This window comes from Larkinella insperata, from assembly GCF_026248825.1.
GTDB classification, from domain to species: domain Bacteria; phylum Bacteroidota; class Bacteroidia; order Cytophagales; family Spirosomataceae; genus Larkinella; species Larkinella insperata.
Map to the genome: position 1 here is coordinate 1,176,398 of NZ_CP110973.1, position 25,274 is coordinate 1,201,671.

Below are 25,274 nucleotides of genomic sequence, written 5' to 3' on the forward strand. Positions count from 1 at the left end.
CTTTTTTAGTGAGCAATCACCTTCTGATAAAGGTCCATCAGCTTCGCTTCTTCCGTGGTCCAGTTGTAGGTTGACTCCGTTGCCCGCCGGCCCCGCTGGCCCATCTCCTGCGCTTGCTGCGGGTGCTCGATCAAATACCGCATCCGGTCGGCAAACACCCGAGGGTCGGTTGGATCGATGCAGAACCCGCAGGCATGTTTTTCCACGACATCGCGGTATAGTTGAAAATTAGCCGTAATGACCGGCAGCCCGAGCGCCATGTATTCAAACATTTTAGTGGTATACGACTCGGGGTAATCGCCAACGGGTTTCAGAAGCGCCAGCCCGCAGACTGATTTTGCAGCATACGCCAGGGCTTTTGCCTGATCGGTATAGCCGTAAAAAATCAGGTTTTCGCCCAGCTTGTGATACGCCGGAATGTTTTCCAGTTCCGCCTGGGTAAACGTACACCGCCCAAACAGGTGCACCTTGAAATCCGGGTAGTCGGTTTTCAACAGGACTAAACCTTCGAGCAGGGTTTCGATGGCCCGGTCGAAGCTCAGCAAACCGATGTAAAAAAACTCAATTGGATCGGCCAGCTTTCGATAGGGCCGCCGGAAGGCCTCCATAAAAGGCAGAACCGGATAATTGTAGATGACGGCCTGGGGCTTGACCAGGTTTGTGTACGTGGTCAGGTAGCCGTGTTCGGTAAAGATCAGCGAGAAATGCCGCCAGGCCAGCCGGTCGAAAAACCGAAACGCCTGTTGCAGCAGCCAGCCCCGGTTCTGTTTTTTCAGGTGAATCTTTTTGTGCAAATTCTCCTGTACTTCGTAGATAACGGCCGCTCCCAACAACCGGTAGACATACGCAAACGGCAGAAATTCCGACGAGTACACGTGAACCAGAACTGGACGAAGCCGCAGGGTTTTCCACAAAATAACCGGGCAGGTGATCAGAAACCGCAAGACAACCCGGCGAAAATGTGGCAACTTGATAAAGCGCACCGCCGGAGCAACCGTGGCATCGGGCTTGGGCAGGGCGCAGTACACCTCATACGCTCCGGTCAGCGTAGGAAAATATTTATAGACAATACGAGGGTCGTAGGTGGGGTGTATGGTACTGACGTGTAAAACCCGTTGACGCGGCATAGAATCTGCTTTTTTACCCGGTATTTAGGCCGTCTCGGACGGCAGATGTTCGTCCTGCGGCAGGGAAAAGGTTTCCTCGATGCAGGCGCTTATTTTACTAAGCTGCCCAGCCGTCAGGTTGGAGCCCGACGGTATGCAAAGTCCGTTCTCAAAAAGCTGCTCCGACACGCCGGAACCGTAGAAGGGTGCCCGGGCAAAAACCGGCTGCTGGTGCATGGGTTTCCACAAAGGCCGCGCTTCGATTCGCTGTTCAGCCAGAGCCAGCCGAATATCTTCGCGGGTAACACCATCGGACAACGCCGGATCGATTGTGATGCAGGTCAGCCAGCGGTTCGAAAAAAAGCCGGTGGGTTCGGGCTGAAAACCGACGCCCGGCAATGCATTCAGTCGCTCAACGTATTGGTCAAAATTAGCCCGGCGCTGCGCAACCCGCGTCTCCAGAACCGCCAGTTGCCCCCGCCCGATGGCCGCGCAGACATTGCTCATCCGGTAGTTATAGCCAACGACCGAATGCTGATAATGCGGGGCCGGGTCGCGGGCCTGCGTCGCCAGGAAGCGGGCTTTTTCAACCAGCGCTTCGTCGTTTGACAACAAGGCTCCTCCGCCGGACGTAGTAATAATTTTATTGCCATTGAACGATAAAACGGCCAGTTTGCCCCAGCTCCCGCACGGTTTTCCCCGGTAAGACGACCCCAACGCTTCGGCAGCGTCTTCGATCAGCGGGAGTTCGTACCGCTCACAGATGTCCATTATTTCCGCCATGCGGGCTGGCATTCCGTAAAGGTGTACGACAATGACGGCTTTGGGGCGTTTTCCCCGGGCGATACGGTCTTTCAGAGCCGTCTCGAGCGTGTCGGGGCACATGTTCCAGGTGCTGGTTTCGCTGTCGATAAAAACCGGGTTGGCTCCCTGGTAGATAATCGGGTTGGCACTGGCCGCAAACGTGAACGACTGACACAACACTTCATCGCCGGAGCCAACCCCCAGCAAGACCAGCGCCAGGTGCAAAGCCGCCGTTCCGGACGACAGAGCGGCCGCATAACCGGTTTCGGTTGCTGCGCAAAGTTCCTGTTCAAAGCCGTCGACGTGTGGGCCAAGCGGGGCAATCCAGTTGGAGGAAAACGCTTCCTGCACGTACTGAAGCTCCAGTTCGCCAAGGTGCGGTGAGGAAAGGTAAATCTCTGGTGTCATAGCGGTTGGTTTATTTTTATAATTCGGGCCGGATTACCGACCACCACAGCATAATCCGGAATCGGGCGCGTCACAACGGCCCCGGCCCCAACAGTCGCCCACCGACCAATGTTCAGGTTAGGACAAACAACGGCCCCGGCTCCGATGAGGGTTCCGGTGCCAACCTGGATGCCACCGCATACGACGGCCCCCGGAGCAACGTGCACAAAATCGGCCACCGTGCAATCGTGATCGACCGATGCGCCGGTATTGATAATGACGTGGTTTCCAACGCAGGTGTCGACCTGGAGGATTGCCCCGTGCATCACGACAGAGCCATTCCCCAGCATTACGCTGGAATCGATCAGGGCCGACGGATGGACGGCGGTTCCGAAGGGGTGCTGAATCCACTGCGCCAGACGGCACCGAACGCGATTATCCCCAATCGCTACCACCAACGGCTCACCGGGGTTATACTCGGCGCGATAGCCGCCCACCACGGGAATCGTCAGGAGCTTCTTCTTGTCCGGGTCATCGTCGAAAATGGCATCTACAGCGACTCCGGCCGCTTGCAAACAGCTAATAATCACTTTGGCATGACCGCTGGCTCCGTACAGTAACATCCTAAATCGTTCCCGTAAATTTTTCCATCGTAGCCGCCGACGCGGACGAAATTCCTTCCGACTTCAAGACCTTTTGAATGGTCAGCAGAATGATTTTGCAGTCCAGACCCAAAGACAGGTTATCGACGTACCAGGTATCAAACTCAAACTTTTTCGCCCAGGACAAGGTGTTCCGCCCGTTAACCTGCGCCCAACCCGTGATTCCGGGTCGAACCTCGTGCCGTCGGCGTTGCTCGGGGCTGTAGAGTGGCAGGTACTCAATCAGCAACGGACGCGGCCCAATCAGGCTCATGTCGCCCTTCAGAACGTTCCATAGTTGGGGCAGCTCGTCGAGGGACGTCTTACGAATCATTCGGCCAACCGGCGTCAGACGCTCGGCATCGGGAAGCAAAAATCCGTTGGCATCCCGCTGGTCGCTCATGGTTTTGAGCTTGATCAACCGAAAGATGTGCCCGTGCCGACCGGGCCGGAACTGCACGAAGAAGGGCGTTCCCCCGTTGGCCAGCGCCAACGCAGGTATCAGCGCCAGCATCAGGGGCAACACCATCATGATGGCCAGTAAGGATACACTAACATCAATCAGACGTTTTCCGGTTTTTCGGTACATCGGCAAGACATTGTAAATACTCGTCAGCTAATCGTTTCCGATCAAAGTGTATTTTGGCGTACTCGTACCCATTTTGCCCGTGTCGGCAGCGCAGCTCGGGCTGGTTCAGATAGAGCCTGATCCTTTTGGCCACCTCAACGGGTTTCTGAAGATCCACAAACATTCCGGCATTCGACCGTTCTACTACCAAGCGTGAAATGCCATCAATTGCCGTCAGAATCGGAAGCCGGGCCGCCATGTATTCGAACATCTTGTTGGCGTAGATGGTCTTGAATATATCCAGCCGCTGCATGGTCATCATCCCGACATCCGACGCCAGAATGTATTGAAAAGCCACTTCGCGGGGCAGCGCATCCATGAACCGAACGTTTTGCAGCGCCCGTCTTTCGACTTCGGCCCGAACGGTATTTTTAGCCATGCCATCGCCAATCAGTAAAAAACGGACGGGCTGATTCTGCAAAAGAGCCGCCGTTGCCACGAGTTGGTCCAGTTGGTTGGCGACGCCGTGCGCTCCTGCATATACGATCCACAAAAATCCTTCCATTTTCTGCGCCTGGCGAAAAGCCTTGCGGTCGAACGTTGCCCTTAGCTGGTCGGTTCGTTGAAAATCGGCCGCGTTCGGAATGACTATAATCTTCGAGAGTTCAACGCCCTTGCGCTCCCGCAACACCTGCCGGAATGCCGGGGTCAGCACCACCACTTTTTCCGAGCAGTTATACAGCCAGCGTTCCAGCGCATAAGCCGCCCGGATCAGGAAGACGCCTTTTAAGACGCCCATCTGAACGGGTGTATCGGGCCACAAATCCCGAATTTCGGTTACCAAAGGCAGGCGCTTCCACCAGGCCAGGACGATACCCAGTACGCCAAGCAGTAGCGGTGGTGAGGTGACAATTAAAACGTCATACCCGGTACTCACCCGGAATAGTCCCGCCCAAGTGCCGGAAAACAGGAATGTGAGGTAGGCCCACAACCGCCCGGCCCAGTTCACATTATGCCATTCCGACACGTGCGTCCGGACGACGTGCACCCCGGCAATGTCGTTTTCTTCCACCACCCACCTTCCCCGGCAATGTTCGTATTTGCGCCCCCGGTTGTAATGAACCATACCGGCGATTACGGTAATCTGATGGCCTTGCTCAGCCCATAACCGGCACAATTCGTTCCAGCGGTTGCCGCCCGCTTCGTGCGGAGGAAGGTAATACTGGTGCAGCAGCAAAATCCTCATACCGGTACAGTTGGTTTTTCGGAATCAGCCAGCGGTAGGCCCGCCGACTGCAAGGCCCGCTGATAAACCGCAAACTTTGCGTTCCAGACATCGACGGGGTTGAAATCACGCAGCACCCACCGCCGGGCGTTCTGACCGTGTTGCCGTACCAGGTCCGGATTATCCAGATAAACACGCATCTGACGGGCCAGACTTTCGGCCGAATAGGCATCACAGAACAGGCCGGTTTCATCCTCAACGAGCGCGTCAACGGTTCCCGTTACGCGGCTGGCAATGGCCGCTACTTCCATCGCACCGGCTTCCAGCAGCACGTTTGGCAAGCCCTCCCGGTAGGTCGGCAACAGCATAAAATCCAGCAGGGCGTAATAATAAGCCATTTCCGACACAAAGCCGATCTGACGAACCTGGGGGTCGCGCAGCATCTCGTCCACCACTTCTTTTCCGGGAAACGACTCCAATTCTGACGAACCAATCAACAGCAGGGTGACGTTCGGGTATTCTTCCCGGAGCAGTTGCCAGGCCGATGCCAGTTCGACCACGCCTTTATCGCGCGTGAGCCGGCCCACAAACCCGATCACGGTACCATTTAAGTTCAGTTCTTCCTTAAGCTGCCGAAGTTTTCGGGCATCCAGCTTCGACGGGTTAAACTTACCGAGAGATTCTACCCCGTTGCAGCTTCCGTGATGCGGTACCGTTAGCTTCTCCGCTTTTGCAATTTCCAGCCTGATGGCCTGTTTCCGAAGCGAATCGCTGACGGCCAGCACATGAGTAGCCGCCCGACACGATAAACGCTCCATGCTTATCAGTAACCAGCGGCTGAGTCTCCGCCGGCTCTCAAACGGAAAACCGTGGATCTCGTACACGCGAACGGTTACGCCCGCTAACCGGGCCGCCAGCATGGAAAGCAAGCCGGCCTTGGGCGTATTTCCGTGAACAATGGCCGGTTTGACCCGCCGAAAAAGCCGGTAAGTCTGCCAGAGACAAATCAGGTCATGGAAAGGGGTAATGGCCCGTTTGAACGAAACAACGTGATAAGTAACACCGTGTTTACGGGCAAAAACGGGTAGTGCCTCTCCGTCAGCGCAGACAATTTGGACGGCTAATCCTTTTTCCTTCCAATAAGAAACCTGCCCCTCGATAAATCCGAGCGAAACAGGTACTGTAAACGTTTGAATTACCGTGAGTAATGGTTTCATAAATGGGTAGAGGAGCCGGTTTTGTTTCGGGCAATAGACCGGGCAAGTAATGATTGAGCGCGGGTCTGTTCCTCGCGGTTTAGAGTACGGTTCCGCAGCGTCAGGAGCCAGGTTTCCGCATCCAATAGGGCCAGTACCCGGTAAATTAACTCCTTTGCAAAGTAGCCAAGCCGAGCTTTCGCATAGCATTTGAAACACAGCTTTCCGCGCTGCCGATAGTCTCTCAAGAGCGTGTGTATGGTTGTTATGCCCCGCGTATATTTTTCCAGATAAGGAATGCCTGCTTCCCGGTAAAAAATCAGCGGTTTATCGATGATCGCGAATTTGGAATGCTCGATGGTTCGCAGCCAGAGCTCAAAATCATGGCAGCGCCCAATCTGTTCGTCGTACGGATTGGCCAGAAACCATTCGCGCCGGGCCATAACCGTCGGCTGGGCAATCGGATTTTTGCGAATCGCTTCGTGAATGGTATCCGGTACATACGTGGCTCCCCGGATGCCATACACAGTATTATCAATTGTGATGGTGTATAGATACGAACCGACGATGTCAACCTGCGTGTTTTGTTCTAACCAGGATACCTGGTCCCACAAACGGTTGGGCGCCATGATATCATCGGCATCGAACAAGGCGATGTACCGTCCGTTAGCCAGTTGGTTAATTTGATTGCGCCGGGCGGCTCCACCCAGATTGTTACCATCCGAAATAACTTTTACACGTGGATCGGTAAAACTTCGTGCAATAGAGAGCGAATTGTCACGTGAACCATCATCGATTAGCACTAATTCCCAATCTGTAAAAGATTGATTAATAACCGACTGAATAGCATCGGCCAGAAAAGGCTCTGCATTGTAAACCGGTAATCCAACAGTGATAAGTACCATATAAAGCTTTGGGTCAGTTGGCTTAACTATGGGCACATGTATTCACGCTATCCGCCCGAACTTGTTTCCCTTCAAACATCCCGCAATGGTCTTATCAAGCGCTGTTTTATTCTCCCCAAGGAAAAAACGGCCTTTATTGTTATTTAATAATTGCTTGATCAAGCAATTTCTGAGCTATAATCTGTTTTTCTCGATCCAATCGCTGGCTCCGACGAAGCAGCAGTTGATCTTCGCTTTTAAATAGATTAAAGATCGAATATAATGCATCATTACGCGCCGTCGTTGCCATAACCTGGTATAATTTTTTCCTGCCCAGCTGGTGCCGGTATTGCTGACGTAAAACAGATCGTATTTCGGCCGAGGAGCGCAAGTATTTATTTCTATACGGCAAACCAATTTCACGGTAAAACAAGAGAGGACGCTCAATGACAGCAAACGTACTGGTAGACATCGTTCGAAGCCAGAGTTCATAATCCTGCACCCGAAGTAACTGTTCATTATACGGATTAGCCAGAAACCATTCGCGCCGGGCCATCACAGTGGGATGGACAATTGGAAAACCCCTGACTGCTTCCTGCAAGGTTTCAGGCATTCGAGAAGCCTTCCGCATACCCTTTATTTTATTATGGATATCAATCGAATATGCAAACGAGCTTATAACATCAACACGGGGATGGTCTTTCAGAAAATCACATTGAGTCTGTAAGCGATCGACCGTCATAATATCATCTGCATCCATCCGGGCAACGTACTTGCCAACAGCCATCTGGCAAATTTGGTTAAGCCGTGCACTTTGGCCTTTATTTTTACCATCAGCAATTACTTTTATGCGAGAATCCGTAAACGATTGAGCAATAGAGACAGAACTATCCGTTGAGCCATCATCAACCACCCATAATTCCCAATCTGTAAAGGATTGATTGATGATGGATTGAATAGTATCTCCTAAATAAAGAGAGCTATTATAAATTGGCAAGCCGATAGTAATCGTAGTCATAGAGGAACTAGTTCTTTAAATAGTAAGCCAACCGGGATAAATTAATTCATCCGAACCAATAAAACTTTGATGAACATAGGCCCACTTCTTCGGTACAACAACTATCTTATTTAAACCAGGACTTAGCCAGGCCGCCCACCAACCAAATGTACTATTGGGTATAATAAAATGTTGACAAAACGTCATTAACTGCAGGTGTAACTGAGCCCGGTTACCCGCCCACTCATCACCAACAAACACCGTAGGTGCGCAGAACCGAATATGAGTCCGGCACCATTCAATATCATCAGAAAATACGTAAAAGGTTGGTGAGTTTACTCGGGCTAAAATAAGCTTCTCCGCTTCTTGGTAATACACAGGCGGAACAACATCATGACGCCGGTTATTTATAAAATCACTCCGCCGGACATGCACACAAACGGATGACAGATTGCTTTTAATCTCTTCAGCTAATTCAGATGCGTAAGCAGGAATAGACTCGGCAAATTGCAACTCCGCTCTTAGTTGTTGTTGGATCGCTTGAAAATATTGAGTACTTTGCCAATAACCACTCAAGTAGACATTATCCGTAAGATCCCCAAATTGAACGTCATACTGATAAGGTCTTCGCTCGGCAACATATTGTAAAGGACCAGCATTTATAAATCGATTAAACAATCTCTTTACGGGTCGAAAAACCAATGAAGCGCTAATACCGTACCGTAGCGAAGCAGAGGCCGCAGCTAAAGGTGGATTTATTTTAAAAATATCAAGATCATAGTTTCGATAAGTAACTTTTCGGCTCTCTACATTTCGATTCATTAAAAATCGGGCATCTACATATAACTCCGACTTACTTTTATAAGCCAGGCTTTTACCTGCCGCATATTGAAATAATTGATTCCCCAAACCGCCCATTAATTCAACTACGATCATACACAACCTGAAGTGATTTCTTTAAAAGAGAAGAATCTGAAAAAGGTACAGATGCAGGCTTTATTATTGCCCTAATAATCAACAATTCAGCCAGTAAGATAAAACCATTGATCCGAATCAACTCATTGTTCATAAAAGAAATGGCAATTGTATAATTGATAAAACAATAATATGATACATACAAAACATCTCTTGTAACATGAGCTTTATGATGAATATAAGCGGCAATGGCGCCCAATATTGAAGCCGACAAAATAGCGCCTGCCACGCCAAAGTCTAATGTACCTGCATCCAAGTAAGTATATACATTTGTAGAAGGTGCATACGTATATTCTCGCACCAAGGATGGATACCGTTCGATGAGACTAGCTTTTTTAAGAATGTAATTTATAAAATCAATACTGTACAATTTGACATCATAGAAAGACATATCCGGGTACTTCCCGGACAACACGGTTTCGTAAGCTTTTATCCCGCCAAAGATATAGAGCTTCGCCATCTCCAGTAACTCCTCGTTATCCATCCCAAACAGCATTGTTGTTATAATAACCGGCGAGATGAGGAAGAATATATACGTATAGAATCTTCTCTGCGTAACATTGAAGCAAACACTACTAGCTGTAATAATGGTGACAGCCCATGATAATATAGGCGCTCTAGTCAGTGTTATAATACAAGTAAATAGTCCAATAAAGCAAGCAGAAAACAAGGTAAGTTTGCTGATGTATTTATATTTATAGCCTATCATGGCTAAGGGGACATAAATTATAAAGCATTTCGCAAAAAGCTGATAAAGAATTGTTGACTGTTCGTCCAACAGTTTACGACCTTGTAATCTTAGTGCGACCAAGCCAAATTTAATAAAGTTTAAACTGCCTGAAAGCGAGTACACAGTTACTACATTAACGAGCAGGCTTATTACCATTAAAGCCAGCAGCGTCAATCTTAACCGATTCGCGTTGGGAACGTAATTATGAATAATAGGTCCTACCGAATTACTTTGACCATAAAAGAATAACGATGGAAGCAAAAAGAAAATCCAGGCAAGGTAAAAAACAAACAAAGTGGAAACATTAGCAGAATAAGGATATCCCGCCCATTGCGAACCTATTAGTAAAATAAACCATAAAGAAGAATAAATATCTAAATATCCAGGCTTATCTATCTTCTTTTTGAGAATAAACAAAAGTAGGCCAATGAAAGCTAGAAAGAAGACGTTAAACCCTATCTGAACAGCCATATCGTTCGTTATCTATTTAAAGCGATACAAGAGCGACTTAATTGCAAACTCGAACAAGCGTATACGCCGTATGACAGAAAGAGCCCATTCTGAAAAATTATGGTATTTCCTCAAAAGATACGCTTCACTATCTATAAAAAAATAAAATGATTTTTTCGCATTCTCTCCTTGTTTGCTACCTGAACTAGCACCTTGTAAATGAGGAACGATAACTCCGCCATGCAGTAAGCATACTTTATTTAGCCTTTGGACTTGCTCTCCCAGTATCAACTCTTCAAGGTATAAGAATGTACCTTCGTCCAATAGATTAATACGGTGCATAAATTCAGCTTTAACCATAAACACAGCCCCATTGATACTATCAGTACGGTATACCTTTTCCTGGTAAGGCACCAGGTCATTATAAATAAAACGTAAATACCGCTGTTTGAAGAACGGCAGACGACGTAGAATAGGACTTTGGCAAACGATCAGCCAGCCGGGGGCTATTACTCTCCTGACCTGAATCTGAAGGCGAACAGGTGTAGAATTGGAAACGGTGTGAATTAATGGGGAAATAGCAACAGCTTTTGATTCTTTAGCTAGTTCGTTGCGTAATTCCTGAATGCTGTTAGCCTGCGTCAGAAAAGCATCACTGTTGATGAATAAATAATAGTCAGCATCTGGCAATCCGCCGATCTTACCACAACCACGATTGTTTCCGGCAGAGAAGCCTATATTGTTGTGGATCTTTATTAGTTTAACTGAACAGGGTAAACTTTCTTCCAAAATCTGACAATGTTCTTTTGTTGACCCATTATCAACCACCACAATATGCGTAAGCTCATCTTCCTGCTGACGAATATAATCAACACACTGAAGGGTTAAATCAGCTGTATTATAGTTTAGTATGATGACTCGCGTAATCATTCGATAGCAATAAAATTTATTAGTAAGTACAAGCAAATAGTCGCAACCATAAAAAAGTACCTCTTTTTTTGTTTCAGTTTACATTCAGGCTTTATCGTGCATAACAACCAATCGCCAACTGCAAACCAGCCATAGGCTAGTAAAACAGAAGACAAGGCTATCATAACTAGTGGTACTTTAGTCAGGGCCAATAGATATTCTACACTGAGACTCAGGACAAAAAATACCGTCGCCAGAATCAAGAAGACACGTTGTTTATTTAATAATTTAAAGACGCTGAACTGAATTAATTGAACCAGTAAATAAGGTCCAATAAATCCGGACAAATAGCGTACATAAACTGTCGATGCTGAATAGGCAGGCAAAAACGTTTGAACCAAGAATTGAAGAGGAGTTACACTGAAAAATAAAAATGGTATTAGCAGTAAAATTGAGAAGACAGCTTTATCATAATAGAGTTCTAGCGAATGACGATAAGGGGCTAACTTTTGCATCATAAAGTTAGCAACTGAGGAAACAACCGTCAGGCACACATTCAATAATGTTGCGGCAAAAGCGTAAAAACCAAATTGACGCGCTGGATAAAAGCCGGCAATGAGTAATTTATCGATATTTTGAAAGCCTAAAAAAAGTAAGCCAACAAGTAGAATAGGCAACCCCAAGCTGATGAATTCCTTTGTTTTTCTAAGAATATTAGTCAGGTAAAAATCTTCTGGCTGTATCGCCGGCCAGCCCTTGGCTTTCTTAGATGCCAAATATACCATGAGTAGAACCGTAACCGCTATCTGAATATTACTAAGCAATATAAGGTCCAGTGATTTCATGTAACCTGTCTTGCAAGCAGTAAGCCCTACTAGAAAAACCACCTGACTAAATAACGTTAACAGAGGACCGTAATAGAATTTATGATGACGGTTAAATAAAGATTGAAGCAGACCTGATAAATTTTGCAAGGCAATCTGATTGGCCACCAATACCGCTGGATTTGTCTGGTACACTTGTGGATATATTCCGCTGCCTCCTACAACAACGATAACAGTGTAAACACACACCTGTTGAATAACCAGGTATGAAAAGTCGCGTTTAGCGGACTTTTGCCAGTCTGTACCATCTTTGAAGAGCCACTGAATTGTAATACCGTCCGTTAGCCCGAAATGAAACAGTCCGGAAAAGGACGTTATCGTAAGAAATAACCGCCATGTACCGTATTTTTCGGGGCTTACCTGATCGGCTAAGAGGTAGTTGATATACAACGTAACAACAACGCTGACACCCGTTAATGCTATCAACTTAACGGGTGTTGCATAGGCGGAAGACACTTTATTTAGGCTACCAATCAACACAGATTTGAGATTACAATCGGCTATCTACTATGCTTTTATCCAACAATCCTTTCAAATCATAAATAACCGTTTTATCGGTGCGTAGGGCCGCTTGATCCAGCTGCCGGAACTGCTCGTGAGCGACCGCCATTACGATGCCATCGTAGGGCCCGCTTAGCTGATCAATAAGCCGGAAGCCATACTCATGCTCCACTTCGTCTGCGTTTGCCCACGGATCATACACTTCAACGTTTATGCCATATTCGGTCAGCTCCCGGTAAATATCAATGACCCGCGAGTTGCGGATGTCCGGGCAGTTTTCTTTGAACGTAATTCCCAACAGCAGCACCCGTGTGTCCTTGATGGTATGCCCTTTACGAATCATGAGCTTCACGAGTTTGCTGGCAACAAAGACGCCCATATCATCGTTGATGCGCCGACCCGACAGAATAACCTGCGGGTAATAGCCCAGGCTTTCGGCCTTGTGGGCCAGGTAATACGGATCAACACCAATGCAGTGGCCACCTACTAAACCGGGCCTGAACTTCAAGAAATTCCACTTGGTTCCGGCGGCCTCCAGCACCTCCAGCGTATCGATGCCCATCCGATCAAACATCAGAGCTAATTCATTAACAAAGGAAATGTTAACATCCCGCTGGGCGTTTTCGATGGCCTTGCTCGCTTCGGCCACTTTGATCGACGAAGCCAGGTGCGTGCCCGCCTGAATAATCGACGCATAAAGCTGATCCACAAACCGAGCGGCTTCCGGGGTTGAACCAGACGTTACTTTCCGGATAGTCGTCAACGTGTGCACCTTATCGCCCGGGTTGATGCGCTCCGGCGAATAGCCGCAGAAAAAATCAACGTTAAAGGTCAATCCGGATTCTTTTTCAAGGACTGGCACGCAGTCTTCCTCCGTACACCCTGGATAAACCGTTGACTCGTAAATAACCACATCGCCTTTCTTCAGTACCTGCCCGATGGCGCGCGTAGCCCCCAGCAGAGGCCGCAAATCCGGTTTTTTGTACGCATCAACGGGTGTTGGCACCGTAATGATGTACACCGTACAGCCGGCAATGGCCTCCAGATCCGAGGCAAAGCGCAGGCGGTTTGCCTGCCGAAGGGCAGTTTCTTCCGTCTCGCGGGTCCGGTCGTATCCACTTTTCAGTTCTGCCACCCTTCGTTCATCGATATCGTACCCTACTACCTCGTATTGTTTCCCAAATTCAACGGCCAGCGGCAACCCCACATAGCCCAAACCAACAACGGCAATGCGCGTGGCCTTTATATCTTGATTCTCGCTCATCATGTTCCAGCTTTACAGCCGCCAATCTATGTGTCTTATCAGTACAATCATAGTACCGATGATTCCTCCGACAAAGGTATATAGAATAACCATGATGGTGCGACGGGGTTCGCTGCGTTTAGTAGGAACCTGCGCAGGTTCCAGTATTTTCAGAATGGGCGTTTCTTCCTGAATTTTGATTCGTGTTTGTTCATACTGCTGCGTGATGTTGCTGTACAACCCCTGCGCCAGGTCAAACTCGGCCTGCAATCGGCGTTCCTCAATGGTACCAAGCTGCGTTACCATGTACCGGTGCTGGTCTTTGTAGGCCGATAGGTTGACCATAGCCCGGTCGTACCGTTTGCGGGATTCCCGAAACCGTTCTGAAAGAAATTTGAGGTCTTCCCGCGTTTTCTCAGTTCGGTAGGTAATAACGTAACGGGTCAGGTAATCAATGGCCACCTGACTGACCTGGGCCGCAACTTCCGCATCCGGCATCTTCACTTTGATGATAATAACGCCGGATTGCTTGTCGAGATCGGACAAAATCCGTTCCTTGGTATCCTTAACCAGCAATTCCTGATCACGCGTCAGATGCAACGTTTGCCGGTCATTGAGCGCTTTGGGCACCCTCAACGGTTCTTTCTCCTTAAACCAGTCCAGCCACGAAGGATCTTTCGTCAGAAAAGCCGCCAGCGAGGAATATCGCTGTCTGTCAACGGTTCTTACCGGCTGATTCAGCAGATGCAGGATAAACGGCGTACTCTTCAGGACATCCGGGTAGAGGTCAGGCCGAATCGCTTCCGTATTGCCAACTCCCTCCAGGTTAATACCGGCTAATTCAGCCAGCGCCCCGAACCGTTTCAAGTTCATGGCCGACCGCGCCTGCAACTCCGGCATGACCTGCACTTCCGAACTAAACTCAACCGGACTGACCAGGGCCACAACAACCCCAATCAGCGCGAATAGAAAGGCGACTTTCAGTATGTTGTCCTTCTGACGCCAGACGGTCAGCAAAGCCCACCGTGGCTCCACCTGCGAAGATGGCCGAAGACTACCGGCATCTCGGGGGGACAGCGTTATCCACTTTTTCATCAGAACAACCGGATAATTGTTAACACCACAGCCGCCAGGGAAGTAATCCCGGTCATCACCGCAATCCGTTCCGCCGACGACAGTCTGCTCTCTGTTTTAGGCGGTTTTGACGGAACAACCACCTCCATCCCCGGTTCAGGGTCGGGATAATCCCGAACGCCCAGAAAGCCCCGGGTACGGTTTACTTTCCCGTTGGCATAAATGACAAACAGCTTCCGACGCAATGCCTTTGAATTAAAACCACCGGCTTCATTGATGTACGCTCTGATCGACTTCCGGTAATTGAAGTCCACAACCGACGGATTGAGCACTTCGCCCCGTATTTTAACCAGCTCCGTTTTTCTGGGAATGTGAATGGAATCGCCTTCCAGTAAGAGTAAATTCCCGCTGTCAGACGGTCTGGCAATGATTTCACTAAGATTTACCGACACCAGTTCCCGGTTCCGGGTAAAGCGGGTTGCTTTTAAGTAGGCTTCTGACCGCAAACCGCCAGCCCGTTCGATCAAATCCGTAATCCGTTCGGATTTGTCACGAATTGAGTAGGCACCCGGGTAGCGAACCTCGCCGGTCAGGGCTACGGTTTTCTGGGCTTCGTAGCGGGGCGATTTCCGCACAAATACCTGATCGAATGGGCTAAGGGTAAAACGAGCATCGGCTTCGGTCAGTCGCAATCGTTCATTGAGTTCAAACTGAAAAATCCGCACGTTCTGGTTTTGCGGTAAGCCCGCAGTATCTTTTCGGACCCGCCGGGCAATCTCAACCCGGGAGGCCGTGGCCCCATCGGTAAAACCACCCGCCAGCACAATGAGGCTGGCCACGCTCATGCTGTCAGCGTAAGCATACGGGCCCGGCCGGTTGACCGCCCCCAGAATCGTCACTACCCTATTTTCGCGCAAATCGCCGTAGGACGGTATGTCAATTACATCCTCCCGTTGAAGCACAATGTCCGGCACTTCGTCCCGCATCAGCTTACCCAGATCTACGCCAATCAGCGCAGGGTCCAGATTTTCCCGCAACCGCCGGATGGTGGCCCGGTTGAGAAAGGCGTCCTCCCGCAGTCCTTCGGCGGTGGTAATAAGCTGGCGCAGGCTCGCGTTTTTTTGCAGCGCGTAGATCCCGGGCCGAAAAACCGCTCCGTTGATCGTCACCCGGTTTTCATAGCGGTCAATAATGGCGCCAACGGTGTATAAATCGCCCCGCTGCGGCAAAAATGCTGGAATGTCAGCCGCCGGAACGGTGATGACCTGCAACTCTTTGGGTGTATTCCGGCGCAGGGTCAGCGAAGCCGTATACGCTTTTTCCGTGAATCCGCCCGCAAAGGCTAGCAAATTCTTCAGGAGTTCGCCCTTCTGCACTTCGTAGATCGCCGGTTGCTTTACTTCACCGGTTAACTGAACGCGGGTATCATAGTGGTTGATAAAAACAATATCCTGATCCTGCAACCGAATATTATCTTTCTGATCGGCCCGGAGCAGGAAATCGTAAATATCCAGCGTACGGACCAGCCGATTGCCGCGGTATACCCGGATGTCACGGAATGAACCCCGGTCCGGATCCGGCCCGCCCGATACATAGAGCGCATTGAAAACAGTGGCCAGTGACGAAAGTGTGTAGGTGCCGGGTTTAACAACCTGGCCGATCAGCGTTACTTTAATGCTCCGGATGCTGCCCAAACTAACACTGGCAAAAATGCCACTGGCGGTTGTATTTAATCCGGCATACACCTGCCGGAGCCGGCCAATGATTCGCTGTTCTGCTTGTTCAATGGTCAATCCGTTGACATAAATGGGGCTTAAATTTTCCAGCTTCACCGCCCCTTCCGGACTAACTTTGGTATGGTAATTCCGCTGCGCGTTTCCGTAAACGTCGATGATCAACTCATCGTCGGGGCCGATCTGGTAATTTTTGGGGGTCGGTATCCGCAGATTGGGTTCAAACGTAAGATTGGCGTTGGCAAACAGATTCGCGCCAAACACGGTCAGTTTGTTTTCGGCCGCTTCCGGGCGGGAGAGCGGGGCAACAGCGGTGCTCAAACTGGCTTTGTCGGTTTGTTCGCGGCTTTCTCCCATTGAAACCATTTGCAATTCCTGAGGTGTATATTTGCTTAGCTCAGTAACTTTGGCACGCATTTTTTTTATATCGGATGGTGCAAATCCACGAGTTAGGGCCAACTGCTCGATCTGCGCTTCGGACATCCTGCTTTTTTTAGCCTGCTCGATGAATTGACGAATCTGCTCTTCCGATAGGTTATCCACTTTTTGGGCGTATGCCGTGGATTGCAACAGGAAAGCGCTAAAAATCATGAATAGGCTAAACAATAGTTTACCCCTACCAACTTTCATACCTGGACTAGACACGCTGTCAGTAATTGAATTAAACGTAACCAATGGCAAAAACTAGATACTACTAGCAAACAGTGAACTAAATTACTATAACTTATGCGAATTTGTGTGTACACTATAATATATTATTTCTTGTACATATTTCATGCCATTGTGGTGTAGTTTAGATGCAAAAAGCCCCGAAGGTAACACCTTCGGGGCTTTTACTTTGTGAAGCTTTAGATCACTTACGGAACAAGCCGCAATTCAACCCGACGGTTTTTCGTCAGACCCGCGCGGGAGTTGTCACCGATGGGCTTGAAGGAACCGAAGTAGTCGATGATGATCCGGTTCGGATCGTTCAGACCTTGTTTAACCAGGTAGTTCTTAACGGCTTCAACACGACGGCGTGACAGGGCGATGTTGTACCGGTCAGAAGCCCGGCGGTCAGCATGACCTGACAGTTGCAGACGGCATTGAGTTTTGTTCAACAACTCAACTACCTTGTTCAGCATGTCGTAGAACTGCGGTTTGATGATGTTTTTATCCGTATCGAAAGTTACGTTCGTCAGGATCTCGGCGCAGGCAATACCGGGCAGCGCTGCACTTACGTATTTATCGAAGTCGATCGCTTCACCAGCTCCAGAGACGATGCTACCGGCTGGTGTGTTGGGTTGGCGGTCGAAGTAATCCGATACACCGTCGTTGTCAGTATCCATCAACAGTTTCGGATCGATGTCTTTCGGACGGTTTGCTTTAGCAACGGAGTCGATTTGCTCCAGCGTCAGGATGACCGGCGGTTTGATCAGGTTTTTCGGATCGGTCCAGCGCAGGTGGTAAGTACCCCGCGTGGTGTCGTAGTCGTACTTGCCGTTCACTTTCTGAACTTTAACGGCATTTTTGCCTAGCTTGTAAGTAACTGACAACGCTGCGTAGCCCAGTTTATCCATGTTCGATTCCCCTTTGCGTTCGAACGGGTTATCAAACTGGCCGCGGGTTCCATAACCGTCGAAGTAGCTTGAGCTGTTGCCACCGATGGTTGCATCCAGGCGGTCGGTGTTTACGTTCGTAAGCCGGAAATCAAGACCCAGATCAAAGCGAGAGCTCAGTTCATAGTTCACGGCTACACCAACGGGGATGGCCCAGTCTTTCTCGTATTTGGCTTCCCGCAGAATACCGTCACCGTTGTTGGTTTTGGTCCAGCGACGTACCCGGCCGGTTCCTAATTCATACGCGGTCGATTTGAAGAATACTACACCCAGACCGGTGTAGGCATCAATCTTCCAGCGTTTCATTTTATTGATTCCAAACAGCAGACTTTTCAGGTTAACGCTCCCTGTCAAATCGGTTTGAATGAAGTTGGAACGGAAATAAGAGTAATATAACCGGCGTTTCATCCCAACCAGATTACCGTATTGCCCATCCAACTGGAGGCCAAACAGGTGAGACAACTGCTTTCCGACGGCTACACCGATGAACGCCGAGTTGCGCTCACTGTAGCTATCAGAGTTGGTTTTCCCAACTGGATAGAAGTCATACTCTCTAAGGTCTCCGAAGAATTGAGTGGGTCCGCCCATGACCGAAACCGACCAGGTGTTCAGTTTGGCTGGGCCTTCATACGAGGCTTTCGGGTTATACTGAGCACTGGCACCTGTCGCTGCCAGAAGAGCCAGTCCTATTGCCCTCACGAACAGGGATACTTTTTTCATACTTATCAGGTTATTGTTTGACAGTTAATAAACCATTGAGTGTGGTGAAACAACTTATCTCGGATAGTTTAGCCGGTTTTTTAAGCCAGTTTTAACGCTTTGCCGCAAAACTATAGATTTTCGTCTAGTTTGCAAACAAGATATCAGTAGTTTACAAACAAGTTATCTACTGCATTGTTCAACGAAACTATATTAGTTTCTCCGACACAAGAAAAACAGGATTTGGCTATCATCAAAGACGTTGCATCAGTTTTTTTGTCATAGCACCTTTCCATTTAGCAAAATTACCTCCAATGATCTGTTGTCGGGCCTGCTTCACTAACCATAAATAGAAGGTAAGGTTTTGCAGACTGGCAATTTGTGCCCCTAAAATTTCTTCCGACCGCATCAAATGCCGAAGATAGGCTTTTGAATAAAAGGTACTGGCATACCCGCCAAGTTCTTCATCAATTGGGCTGAAATCGTCTTTCCAGCGTTCGTTTTTGATGTTGATGATGCCCTGCGTGGTAAACAGGACACCGTGCCGGGCATTGCGGGTCGGCATTACGCAGTCAAACATATCAACGCCCAGGGCAATGGCCTCCAGAATATTTTCGGGCGTCCCGACGCCCATCAGGTAACGCGGTTTGTCAGACGGCAGAATCGCGTTCACCAGTTCAATCGTTTTGTACATTTCCTCCGCGGGTTCGCCCACCGCCAAACCACCGATGGCATTCCCCTCCCGCTGCTGCTCGGCTACGAACTCCGCTGATTGCTGGCGAAGATCCTTGTAGGTACTCCCCTGAACGATCGGAAACAACGTCTGCTGGTAACCGTATTTGGCGGGTGTGGAGTCGAAGCGTTCAATGCAGCGCGTCAGCCAGCGGTGCGTCATCTCCATAGACGTGCGAGCGTACCCGTATTCGCAGGGATACGGAGTGCATTCGTCGAAAGCCATCATAATGTCGGCGCCAATGGTTCGCTGAATGTCCATCACCCCTTCCGGCGTAAAAATATGTTTTGAGCCGTCGATGTGGGATTTAAAAGTAACTCCGTCTTCCTTGATTTTACGGGTATTCGATAACGAATAAACCTGATACCCTCCGCTATCGGTCAGGATAGGCCGGTTCCAGCCATTGAACCGGTGCAACCCACCGGCTTTTTCCAGTACGCTAAGACCAGGCCTTAAATAGAGGTGATAGGTGTTGCCCAGAATAATTTCCGCCCGCACATCCTCCACTAACTCCCGCTGGTGGACGGCTTTAACGGTTCCGGCGGTTCCTACGGGCATAAAAATCGGAGTTTCGATCAGTCCGTGATCGGTTGAAAGAACCCCCGTGCGCGCTTTCGACTCCGGGTCGGTCGCCTGTATGGTAAATTGCATTTTGTTTGCTCCTGCTGACTTTTATGACTGCAAAGTTGGAAAGACCTGCGACGAAAATCAAAAGCTGTATATTTGCCGACGTATTCAACGGCTGTCTGTCAGCCAATTATTTCCTTATTGCGTGACATCTATTGTGGTGGTTGTGTGCCTGTTAGCCGTCGGCCTACAACTTATATATATACTCGGTATTTTTTCCCGGCTGGTTTTCCATTCCAGCCGGAACAGCAGCGAACCGCCGGATTCGGCCGTTGCCCTTCATTCCTATCCTCCAGTCAGCATCATTGTGTGTGCCTGGAACGAGCTGGACAACCTTCAAACCCTGTTGCCCCTGCTCGACAGCCAGGTCTACCCTACTTTTGAAGTGCTGGTTATGGACGACCGCTCGACCGATGGCAGCCGGCAGTTTCTGGAACAGGCCGCGCAGGAACTGCCCCACCTGCGCTTCATGCGCGTTGACCGCGAACACGAGCACGTTACACCCAAGAAATACGCCCTGACAACGGGAATCCGGAACGCGGCTCACGACATTATTCTGCTTACGGATGCCGACTGTCAACCGGCCAGTGAATACTGGCTGGCGGGGATGGTGGCCCAACTCGACGGGTCGGAGAAAGAGATCGTGCTGGGATTTGGCCCCTACACCCGGGAAAAAGACGGCTGGATCAATCGGTTGATCCGATACGAAACTTTATTTACGGCCGTGCAGTATCTTTCGATGGCGCTGGCGGGATTGCCCTACATGGGGGTTGGCCGGAACCTGATGTACCGGCGGCAGCTGTTTCTGGAAAACAAGGGCTTTTATTCGCACATTCGCGTGTTGGGGGGAGACGACGACTTGTTTATCAACGAAGTAGCCACATCCCGCAACGTGGCCGTTAGCCTGCATCCGACAACGTTTACGTATTCAAGGCCCAAGGCCACGTTTGCGGAGTGGTGGCATCAGAAGCAACGGCATTTGTCGGTAGGTAAGTATTACCGAACGGGTCATAAAATTCGGTTGGGGTTGCTGTCGCTGTCGCACATCGTAAGCTGGCTCACCGGGCCAGTTGTCGGCTTGATTGCGCTGATCCGCATTCTGGATACGGGATTGCCGGCGTTGGTCCATCAATCAGACGGGCGGTTGCTGCTAATCGCATCCGGCCTGTTTCTGCTGCGGCTGGTGCTGTTTTGGATCATCGTCGGACGAATTAGTTACCGGCTCGGCCACACGGTCAAATGGATGACCATACCGGTTATGGACCTGACTCTGGCCGTGTATTACGCCATTATGGGCTTTGTAACCCTGCGGCCCCGTAAAAAGAAACGAAAAATGACCTGGAAATAGCTGGAAAATGATGAACAAAAGTCATCACAGACTGTCTCCATTCAGCATTCATACTCCAACATTCATACTAGTAGATTCGCTTTGGAACTGATAAAAAAATATTTTCCGAACCTCACCAAGCAGCAATTAGACCAGTTTGCGGCTTTGGAAGAACTCTACCGTCAGTGGAACGCTCAGATCAACGTCATCTCACGGCAGGATATCGATTCATTGTACGAAAAGCACATTCTGCACTCGCTCGGGATCGCAAAAGTGATTCAATTTGTACCGGGCACCGAAATTCTGGATGTCGGTACGGGGGGCGGTTTTCCGGGCATTCCGCTGGCAATTTTGTTTCCGCTGGCCGACTTCCATTTGGTTGACAGCATTGGCAAGAAAATAAAGGTAGTTACGGAGGTGAGTTCGGCTCTGGGCCTCACTAACGTCCGGGCCGAACAGGCGCGGGTTGAACACCTGAATACGACGTACGATTTTGTGGTAAGCCGGGCTGTTACGCGCTTGCAACCCTTCCTGGGCTGGGTTCGTTACAAGATTCTCAAAGCTGGCAACAATAAACTACGGAACGGTGTTTTGTACCTGAAAGGCGGTGATCTGGCTGAAGAGCTAGCGGAAATCCGGGATAAATACCAGGTTTACGAATTGTCCGACTATTTTGACGAGTCTTTCTTTGAAACCAAAAAAGTAATTTATATCCCTAAATAAACCACGGTTTCGGGCGTTTGCAGCGACGCTAGGGCCTGGTACTACCATCCGACAAACCATATGGCAGAAGTTTTCAAATCCAGCGGCTTTAAAGACCCGATCAACCGGGACGTCGTCGAGTTCAACGATAAAGGAGTTTCCTTCCGCGTAAACCGCCTGATTGGCGGCACGGACAACTTCGTGTTTTACAGCGATATTTCCGGGGTAGAAATAGACAACGGAATGTTTTTTTCGACAATCCGCATCATTCCCCGGGCCCGGCCCGAAATTATCATTAAAAATTTTACGCGCGGTGATGCCCGTAAGATCAAGGAGTTAATTCTGATGCGGGTGCCGTCGCTCGGTTAGGGACAGGGATGCCGGACCACTTCTTGCGTAATTTTTGAAAAAATGCTTGCAAGAATAAACGCCGACCATTACTTTTGCACCCACAATGACCCACCACAACGGGTTAACACTCCCGAATAGCTCAGTCGGTTAGAGCATCTGACTGTTAATCAGAGGGTCGCTGGTTCGAGCCCAGCTTCGGGAGCAAAAAGCCTCAAATCGTTTGATTTGGGGCTTTTTTGCTATACTATGTATATAAATTTGCCCAAATGTAACTCTCTACTAGAAGATGGATTCATACGAATTAACTTCACTTTGGAAAAAGACTCTTTCCAATCAAGGAAATGAAGATCCATATTCGAGTCACAGAGATTTATTGAGGAATACGTATATCTCCTTTCGAAAAAAAGCTAAAGTGCTAGCCAGTGAAATAAGTAGAAGTCTACCTTTTTTTACCGTCCACGATATTACGCACATTGATGCCTTATGGGATACAGCAGATCTTTTGGTAAATAAGAACTACTTTCTCACTCCTACGGAAGCATTTATTTTAGGAAGCGCTTTTTTAATACATGATCTTGGAATGGGACTAGCTGCATATCAAGACGGAAGTGCTCAACTCAGGAATCATCAAATTTGGAAAGATACAATAGCAGCTGGTTTGAAAAAAAATGGATTTCCAATTGACACACCGATTGAAAAGATTGAAGTTGAAATATTAAAAGAAGCTGACGAAGCAGTATTACGTGACCTTCATGCTAAACATGCACTAGAACTAGCACTCAAGCCATTTTATTATGAAGGAAACCAATATTATTTAATCGATGATCCAGAGATAAGAGAAGCTTTTGGTTATTATATTGGCCAAGTTGCATACAGTCATTGGTGGGATATTGATAAAGTAGAAACAGAACTCCGCCAAGAAATAGGAGTATCAGGATTATTCCCTCAAAATTGGTCGATTGATTTGCTTAAATTAGCTTGCCTCATCCGTGCTGCTGATGCCGCTCAAATTGATGACAGGCGTGCTCCACTATTTTTAAAAATTATCAGAAAACCGTTAGGCTATTCAAAAACTCATTGGGACTTTCAAAGCAAACTAAACCAACCTACAAAAATTAATAGTAGATTAAGATATACTTCAAAATCTCCGTTTAAAAAAAAGGAAGCAGAAAGCTTTTGGACGTGCTATGAAATACTGCAAGTTATTGACAAAGAATTAAATGATGTTGATTCAATATTAGCATCAATAAGGCCTGATTTAAGACTTGATGTGTTCGGAGTCGAAGGTATAGGAGCTTTACACCATCTCACTAGAACTGTAAAAACTGAAGGATGGACACCGATTGATACTTCTCTAACGGTAAGTAATGTGGCAGAATTAGTTGCAAATCTAGGAGGGCATCAACTTTATTCAGGCAATAAATATGTAGCAATACGTGAATTAATTCAAAATAGTATTGATGCTGTACACGCTAGGCGGTTTTTAGACAACCATTCCCAAGATTGGGGTGATATCACCATTTCATTTGGAGAAGACCAATATGGCTGCTTTATTGAGGTTGAAGATAATGGAATAGGTATGTCCACTAATGTTTTAACAAAACCCTTTCTTGACTTCGGCAAAACATTTTGGAATTCATCGTCAATGCACGGTGAACTACCTGGGCTACAAGCATCAAATTTCAAACCTATAGGTAAATATGGTATAGGCTTTTACTCAACATTTATGCTTGGCTCGAAAGTTAAGGTCATAACTAGAAGATACGATAAAGGTAGAAACGAGACAATTGTCCTAGAATTCACTGATGGAGTAAAAGCTAGACCCCTATTAAGACCTGCTCAAGTAGATGAGCAATTGAAAGATGGAGGCACTAAGATCAGAGTTTGGCTTGTTGATTTCACCTCCTTTCAAACAGATTCCGATCGCTTTTTAAAGCCCAGAAATTATGCTAACCTTGATACCCTCGAATCTGAATTAAAAATATTATGCCCTGCCTTGAGTGTAAACCTCCATCTTAATGTTAGTGATATTAAGCGCACTATTATAAAAGCAAATGATTGGGAGACTATAGACCCTTTATCATTCTTCTTTCGCCTTAATAAAAAAGAGGATTACGACCTTAAAGACGCTAATACTAAGGAAGAGATCAACCTCTATTTAAATAACATTAGGTTAATTAAAAATGAGAATGGCGAAACGATTGGAAGAGCATTTCTGTGCAAAAATGATTTTTTTGTCTTTGACAGTGATTTAACACATGGCATCATAGCAGTTGGTGGAATAAGAAGTAACAGAATGAATGGTATTGGCGGCATATTACTAGGTGAATCAATCAACGCTGCAAGAGATTTAGCAATACCAATAGCAAATGGCCTCCCTCTTCAAAAATGGGCTACTGAACAAGCGGAACTCTTATCAAAATTAAAGCATCATTTTGATGAATATGACTTATTAAATTTTTCAAATATAATTACAAAGCTTGGAGGAGACGTGAAAGACTTGCCTATCTGTTTTCTAAACGAAAGGGCAATAAGTTCCCAAGAACTCTTAGCATACTTGATTAATGAGGATAGTGATAATGTTACAATTTTGGAAAATAAAATAGATCAATCTATTATACCAGAATCTTTAAAATTATTTAGAATACACAACAATTTGACAACTTCTATTGTAAAAGCAAAAACAGGATTAGAGTCTATAAGTTGGCCAGCAAATAATACTATTGACTGGTATCTTTCTCAGTTAGAGGGGCTGTTTGCCCAAATACTTTTGGTAGCATGGAATATTTCAGAATTTGATGAAGTAGTTGTTAAAGCTGGCTTGCTTCACAAAAATAACAAATTAACTATAACTTTAACTGATAACAATGGCGAACCACTTGAAGTTCAAGCTTATTCAATATTAAAGCCTTCTGTGAGTACATAGTTAG

At 47.8% G+C, this 25,274-nt stretch carries 21 protein-coding genes and 1 tRNA gene; 5 read left to right on the top strand and 17 right to left on the bottom strand.

Translation table 11 applies throughout. From position 1 onward, the window contains the following. Positions 1-5: 5 nt before the first annotated feature. From OQ371_RS04755 to tgt, 17 genes are all read right to left on the bottom strand, one after another. Positions 6-1,127, bottom strand: coding sequence for a glycosyltransferase (locus tag OQ371_RS04755; protein WP_265992638.1), 1,122 nt, complete (start codon positions 1,125-1,127; stop codon positions 6-8). A 24-nt stretch (positions 1,128-1,151) separates the two neighbouring features. Beyond that, complete coding sequence (locus tag OQ371_RS04760) at positions 1,152-2,318, bottom strand: DegT/DnrJ/EryC1/StrS family aminotransferase (RefSeq protein ID WP_265992639.1); 1,167 nt, start codon at positions 2,316-2,318, stop codon at positions 1,152-1,154. Next, positions 2,315-2,920 carry an acetyltransferase gene (locus OQ371_RS04765; RefSeq protein WP_265992640.1) on the bottom strand — a complete coding sequence of 202 codons (606 nt, stop codon included), beginning with the start codon at positions 2,918-2,920 and terminating at the stop codon, positions 2,315-2,317. The genes OQ371_RS04760 and OQ371_RS04765 overlap by 4 nt, the downstream gene beginning before the upstream one ends. Position 2,921: 1 nt before the next feature. Further along, positions 2,922-3,527 (bottom strand): sugar transferase, encoded by a 606-nt coding sequence (locus OQ371_RS04770; protein ID WP_265992641.1) that lies wholly within the window; start codon positions 3,525-3,527, stop codon positions 2,922-2,924. Further along, entirely contained in the window at positions 3,496-4,752 is a 1,257-nt protein-coding gene (locus tag OQ371_RS04775) for a glycosyltransferase family 4 protein (protein ID WP_265992642.1), read from the bottom strand. Before OQ371_RS04775 ends, OQ371_RS04770 begins: the two co-directional genes overlap by 32 nt. Then, positions 4,749-5,948: a glycosyltransferase family 4 protein gene (locus tag OQ371_RS04780; RefSeq protein ID WP_265992643.1), complete on the bottom strand. Its 1,200-nt coding sequence runs from the start codon at positions 5,946-5,948 to the stop codon at positions 4,749-4,751. Before OQ371_RS04780 ends, OQ371_RS04775 begins: the two co-directional genes overlap by 4 nt. Continuing rightward, positions 5,945-6,832 (bottom strand): glycosyltransferase family 2 protein, encoded by an 888-nt coding sequence (locus OQ371_RS04785; RefSeq protein WP_265992644.1) that lies wholly within the window; start codon positions 6,830-6,832, stop codon positions 5,945-5,947. Before OQ371_RS04785 ends, OQ371_RS04780 begins: the two co-directional genes overlap by 4 nt. A 139-nt stretch (positions 6,833-6,971) precedes the next feature. Further along, positions 6,972-7,829: a glycosyltransferase family 2 protein gene (locus tag OQ371_RS04790; RefSeq protein ID WP_265992645.1), complete on the bottom strand. Its 858-nt coding sequence runs from the start codon at positions 7,827-7,829 to the stop codon at positions 6,972-6,974. A gap of 15 nt (positions 7,830-7,844) precedes the next feature. Continuing rightward, positions 7,845-8,744, bottom strand: a complete 900-nt coding sequence (locus tag OQ371_RS04795) for an alpha-1,2-fucosyltransferase (RefSeq protein ID WP_265992646.1) — start codon at positions 8,742-8,744, stop codon at positions 7,845-7,847. Beyond that, a complete protein-coding gene (locus OQ371_RS04800; RefSeq protein WP_265992647.1) occupies positions 8,731-9,984 on the bottom strand; it encodes an O-antigen polymerase in 1,254 nt (417 codons plus the stop codon). Before OQ371_RS04800 ends, OQ371_RS04795 begins: the two co-directional genes overlap by 14 nt. 12 nt (positions 9,985-9,996) lie before the next feature. Beyond that, positions 9,997-10,893: a glycosyltransferase family 2 protein gene (locus tag OQ371_RS04805; RefSeq protein ID WP_265992648.1), complete on the bottom strand. Its 897-nt coding sequence runs from the start codon at positions 10,891-10,893 to the stop codon at positions 9,997-9,999. Beyond that, positions 10,890-12,236: an oligosaccharide flippase family protein gene (locus OQ371_RS04810; RefSeq protein ID WP_265992649.1), complete on the bottom strand. Its 1,347-nt coding sequence runs from the start codon at positions 12,234-12,236 to the stop codon at positions 10,890-10,892. The genes OQ371_RS04805 and OQ371_RS04810 overlap by 4 nt, the downstream gene beginning before the upstream one ends. A 10-nt stretch (positions 12,237-12,246) precedes the next feature. Next, positions 12,247-13,521 (bottom strand): nucleotide sugar dehydrogenase, encoded by a 1,275-nt coding sequence (locus OQ371_RS04815; protein ID WP_265992650.1) that lies wholly within the window; start codon positions 13,519-13,521, stop codon positions 12,247-12,249. A gap of 12 nt (positions 13,522-13,533) precedes the next feature. Continuing rightward, positions 13,534-14,595, bottom strand: a complete 1,062-nt coding sequence (locus OQ371_RS04820; protein WP_265992651.1) for a GNVR domain-containing protein — start codon at positions 14,593-14,595, stop codon at positions 13,534-13,536. Then, positions 14,595-16,898, bottom strand: coding sequence for an SLBB domain-containing protein (locus tag OQ371_RS04825; protein WP_265992652.1), 2,304 nt, complete (start codon positions 16,896-16,898; stop codon positions 14,595-14,597). The genes OQ371_RS04820 and OQ371_RS04825 overlap by 1 nt, the downstream gene beginning before the upstream one ends. 266 nt (positions 16,899-17,164) lie before the next feature. Further along, positions 17,165-18,625, bottom strand: coding sequence for an OmpA family protein (locus tag OQ371_RS04830; RefSeq protein WP_265992653.1), 1,461 nt, complete (start codon positions 18,623-18,625; stop codon positions 17,165-17,167). 232 nt (positions 18,626-18,857) lie between these two features. Continuing rightward, positions 18,858-19,988, bottom strand: a complete 1,131-nt coding sequence (gene tgt / locus OQ371_RS04835) for a tRNA guanosine(34) transglycosylase Tgt (protein WP_265992654.1) — start codon at positions 19,986-19,988, stop codon at positions 18,858-18,860. 121 nt (positions 19,989-20,109) lie between these two features. Between tgt and OQ371_RS04840 the strand changes: the two genes are divergently transcribed. The 5 genes from OQ371_RS04840 (at position 20,110) to OQ371_RS04860 (ending at position 25,270) form a co-directional block, all read left to right on the top strand. Further along, entirely contained in the window at positions 20,110-21,312 is a 1,203-nt protein-coding gene (locus OQ371_RS04840) for a glycosyltransferase (RefSeq protein WP_265992655.1), read from the top strand. Between the two features lie 81 nt (positions 21,313-21,393). Beyond that, complete coding sequence (gene rsmG, locus OQ371_RS04845; RefSeq protein WP_265992656.1) at positions 21,394-22,014, top strand: 16S rRNA (guanine(527)-N(7))-methyltransferase RsmG; 621 nt, start codon at positions 21,394-21,396, stop codon at positions 22,012-22,014. Positions 22,015-22,074: 60 nt separating this feature from the next. After that, positions 22,075-22,362, top strand: a complete 288-nt coding sequence (locus OQ371_RS04850; RefSeq protein WP_265992657.1) for a hypothetical protein — start codon at positions 22,075-22,077, stop codon at positions 22,360-22,362. Between the two features lie 110 nt (positions 22,363-22,472). Next, positions 22,473-22,546 (top strand) — tRNA-Asn (locus tag OQ371_RS04855). Positions 22,547-22,630: 84 nt separating this feature from the next. After that, entirely contained in the window at positions 22,631-25,270 is a 2,640-nt protein-coding gene (locus OQ371_RS04860; RefSeq protein WP_265992658.1) for an HD domain-containing protein, read from the top strand. Positions 25,271-25,274: the final 4 nt, after the last annotated feature.

What these genes read in the sequence shown, in the direction of transcription:
- OQ371_RS04785 (WP_265992644.1), bottom strand. Translation starts at nt 6,832, where the DNA reads ATGGTACTTATCACTGTTGGATTACCGGTTTACAATGCAGAGCCTTTT.
- OQ371_RS04795 (WP_265992646.1), bottom strand. Translation starts at nt 8,744, where the DNA reads ATGATCGTAGTTGAATTAATGGGCGGTTTGGGGAATCAATTATTTCAA.
- tgt (WP_265992654.1), bottom strand. Translation starts at nt 19,988, where the DNA reads ATGCAATTTACCATACAGGCGACCGACCCGGAGTCGAAAGCGCGCACG.
- OQ371_RS04825 (WP_265992652.1), bottom strand. Translation starts at nt 16,898, where the DNA reads ATGATTTTTAGCGCTTTCCTGTTGCAATCCACGGCATACGCCCAAAAA.
- OQ371_RS04780 (WP_265992643.1), bottom strand. Translation starts at nt 5,948, where the DNA reads ATGAAACCATTACTCACGGTAATTCAAACGTTTACAGTACCTGTTTCG.
- OQ371_RS04755 (WP_265992638.1), bottom strand. Translation starts at nt 1,127, where the DNA reads ATGCCGCGTCAACGGGTTTTACACGTCAGTACCATACACCCCACCTAC.
- OQ371_RS04860 (WP_265992658.1), top strand. Translation starts at nt 22,631, where the DNA reads ATGGATTCATACGAATTAACTTCACTTTGGAAAAAGACTCTTTCCAAT.
- OQ371_RS04790 (WP_265992645.1), bottom strand. Translation starts at nt 7,829, where the DNA reads ATGACTACGATTACTATCGGCTTGCCAATTTATAATAGCTCTCTTTAT.
- OQ371_RS04805 (WP_265992648.1), bottom strand. Translation starts at nt 10,893, where the DNA reads ATGATTACGCGAGTCATCATACTAAACTATAATACAGCTGATTTAACC.
- OQ371_RS04820 (WP_265992651.1), bottom strand. Translation starts at nt 14,595, where the DNA reads ATGAAAAAGTGGATAACGCTGTCCCCCCGAGATGCCGGTAGTCTTCGG.
- OQ371_RS04760 (WP_265992639.1), bottom strand. Translation starts at nt 2,318, where the DNA reads ATGACACCAGAGATTTACCTTTCCTCACCGCACCTTGGCGAACTGGAG.
- OQ371_RS04800 (WP_265992647.1), bottom strand. Translation starts at nt 9,984, where the DNA reads ATGGCTGTTCAGATAGGGTTTAACGTCTTCTTTCTAGCTTTCATTGGC.
- OQ371_RS04775 (WP_265992642.1), bottom strand. Translation starts at nt 4,752, where the DNA reads ATGAGGATTTTGCTGCTGCACCAGTATTACCTTCCTCCGCACGAAGCG.
- OQ371_RS04770 (WP_265992641.1), bottom strand. Translation starts at nt 3,527, where the DNA reads ATGTACCGAAAAACCGGAAAACGTCTGATTGATGTTAGTGTATCCTTA.
- OQ371_RS04765 (WP_265992640.1), bottom strand. Translation starts at nt 2,920, where the DNA reads ATGTTACTGTACGGAGCCAGCGGTCATGCCAAAGTGATTATTAGCTGT.
- OQ371_RS04815 (WP_265992650.1), bottom strand. Translation starts at nt 13,521, where the DNA reads ATGAGCGAGAATCAAGATATAAAGGCCACGCGCATTGCCGTTGTTGGT.
- OQ371_RS04830 (WP_265992653.1), bottom strand. Translation starts at nt 18,625, where the DNA reads ATGAAAAAAGTATCCCTGTTCGTGAGGGCAATAGGACTGGCTCTTCTG.
- OQ371_RS04850 (WP_265992657.1), top strand. Translation starts at nt 22,075, where the DNA reads ATGGCAGAAGTTTTCAAATCCAGCGGCTTTAAAGACCCGATCAACCGG.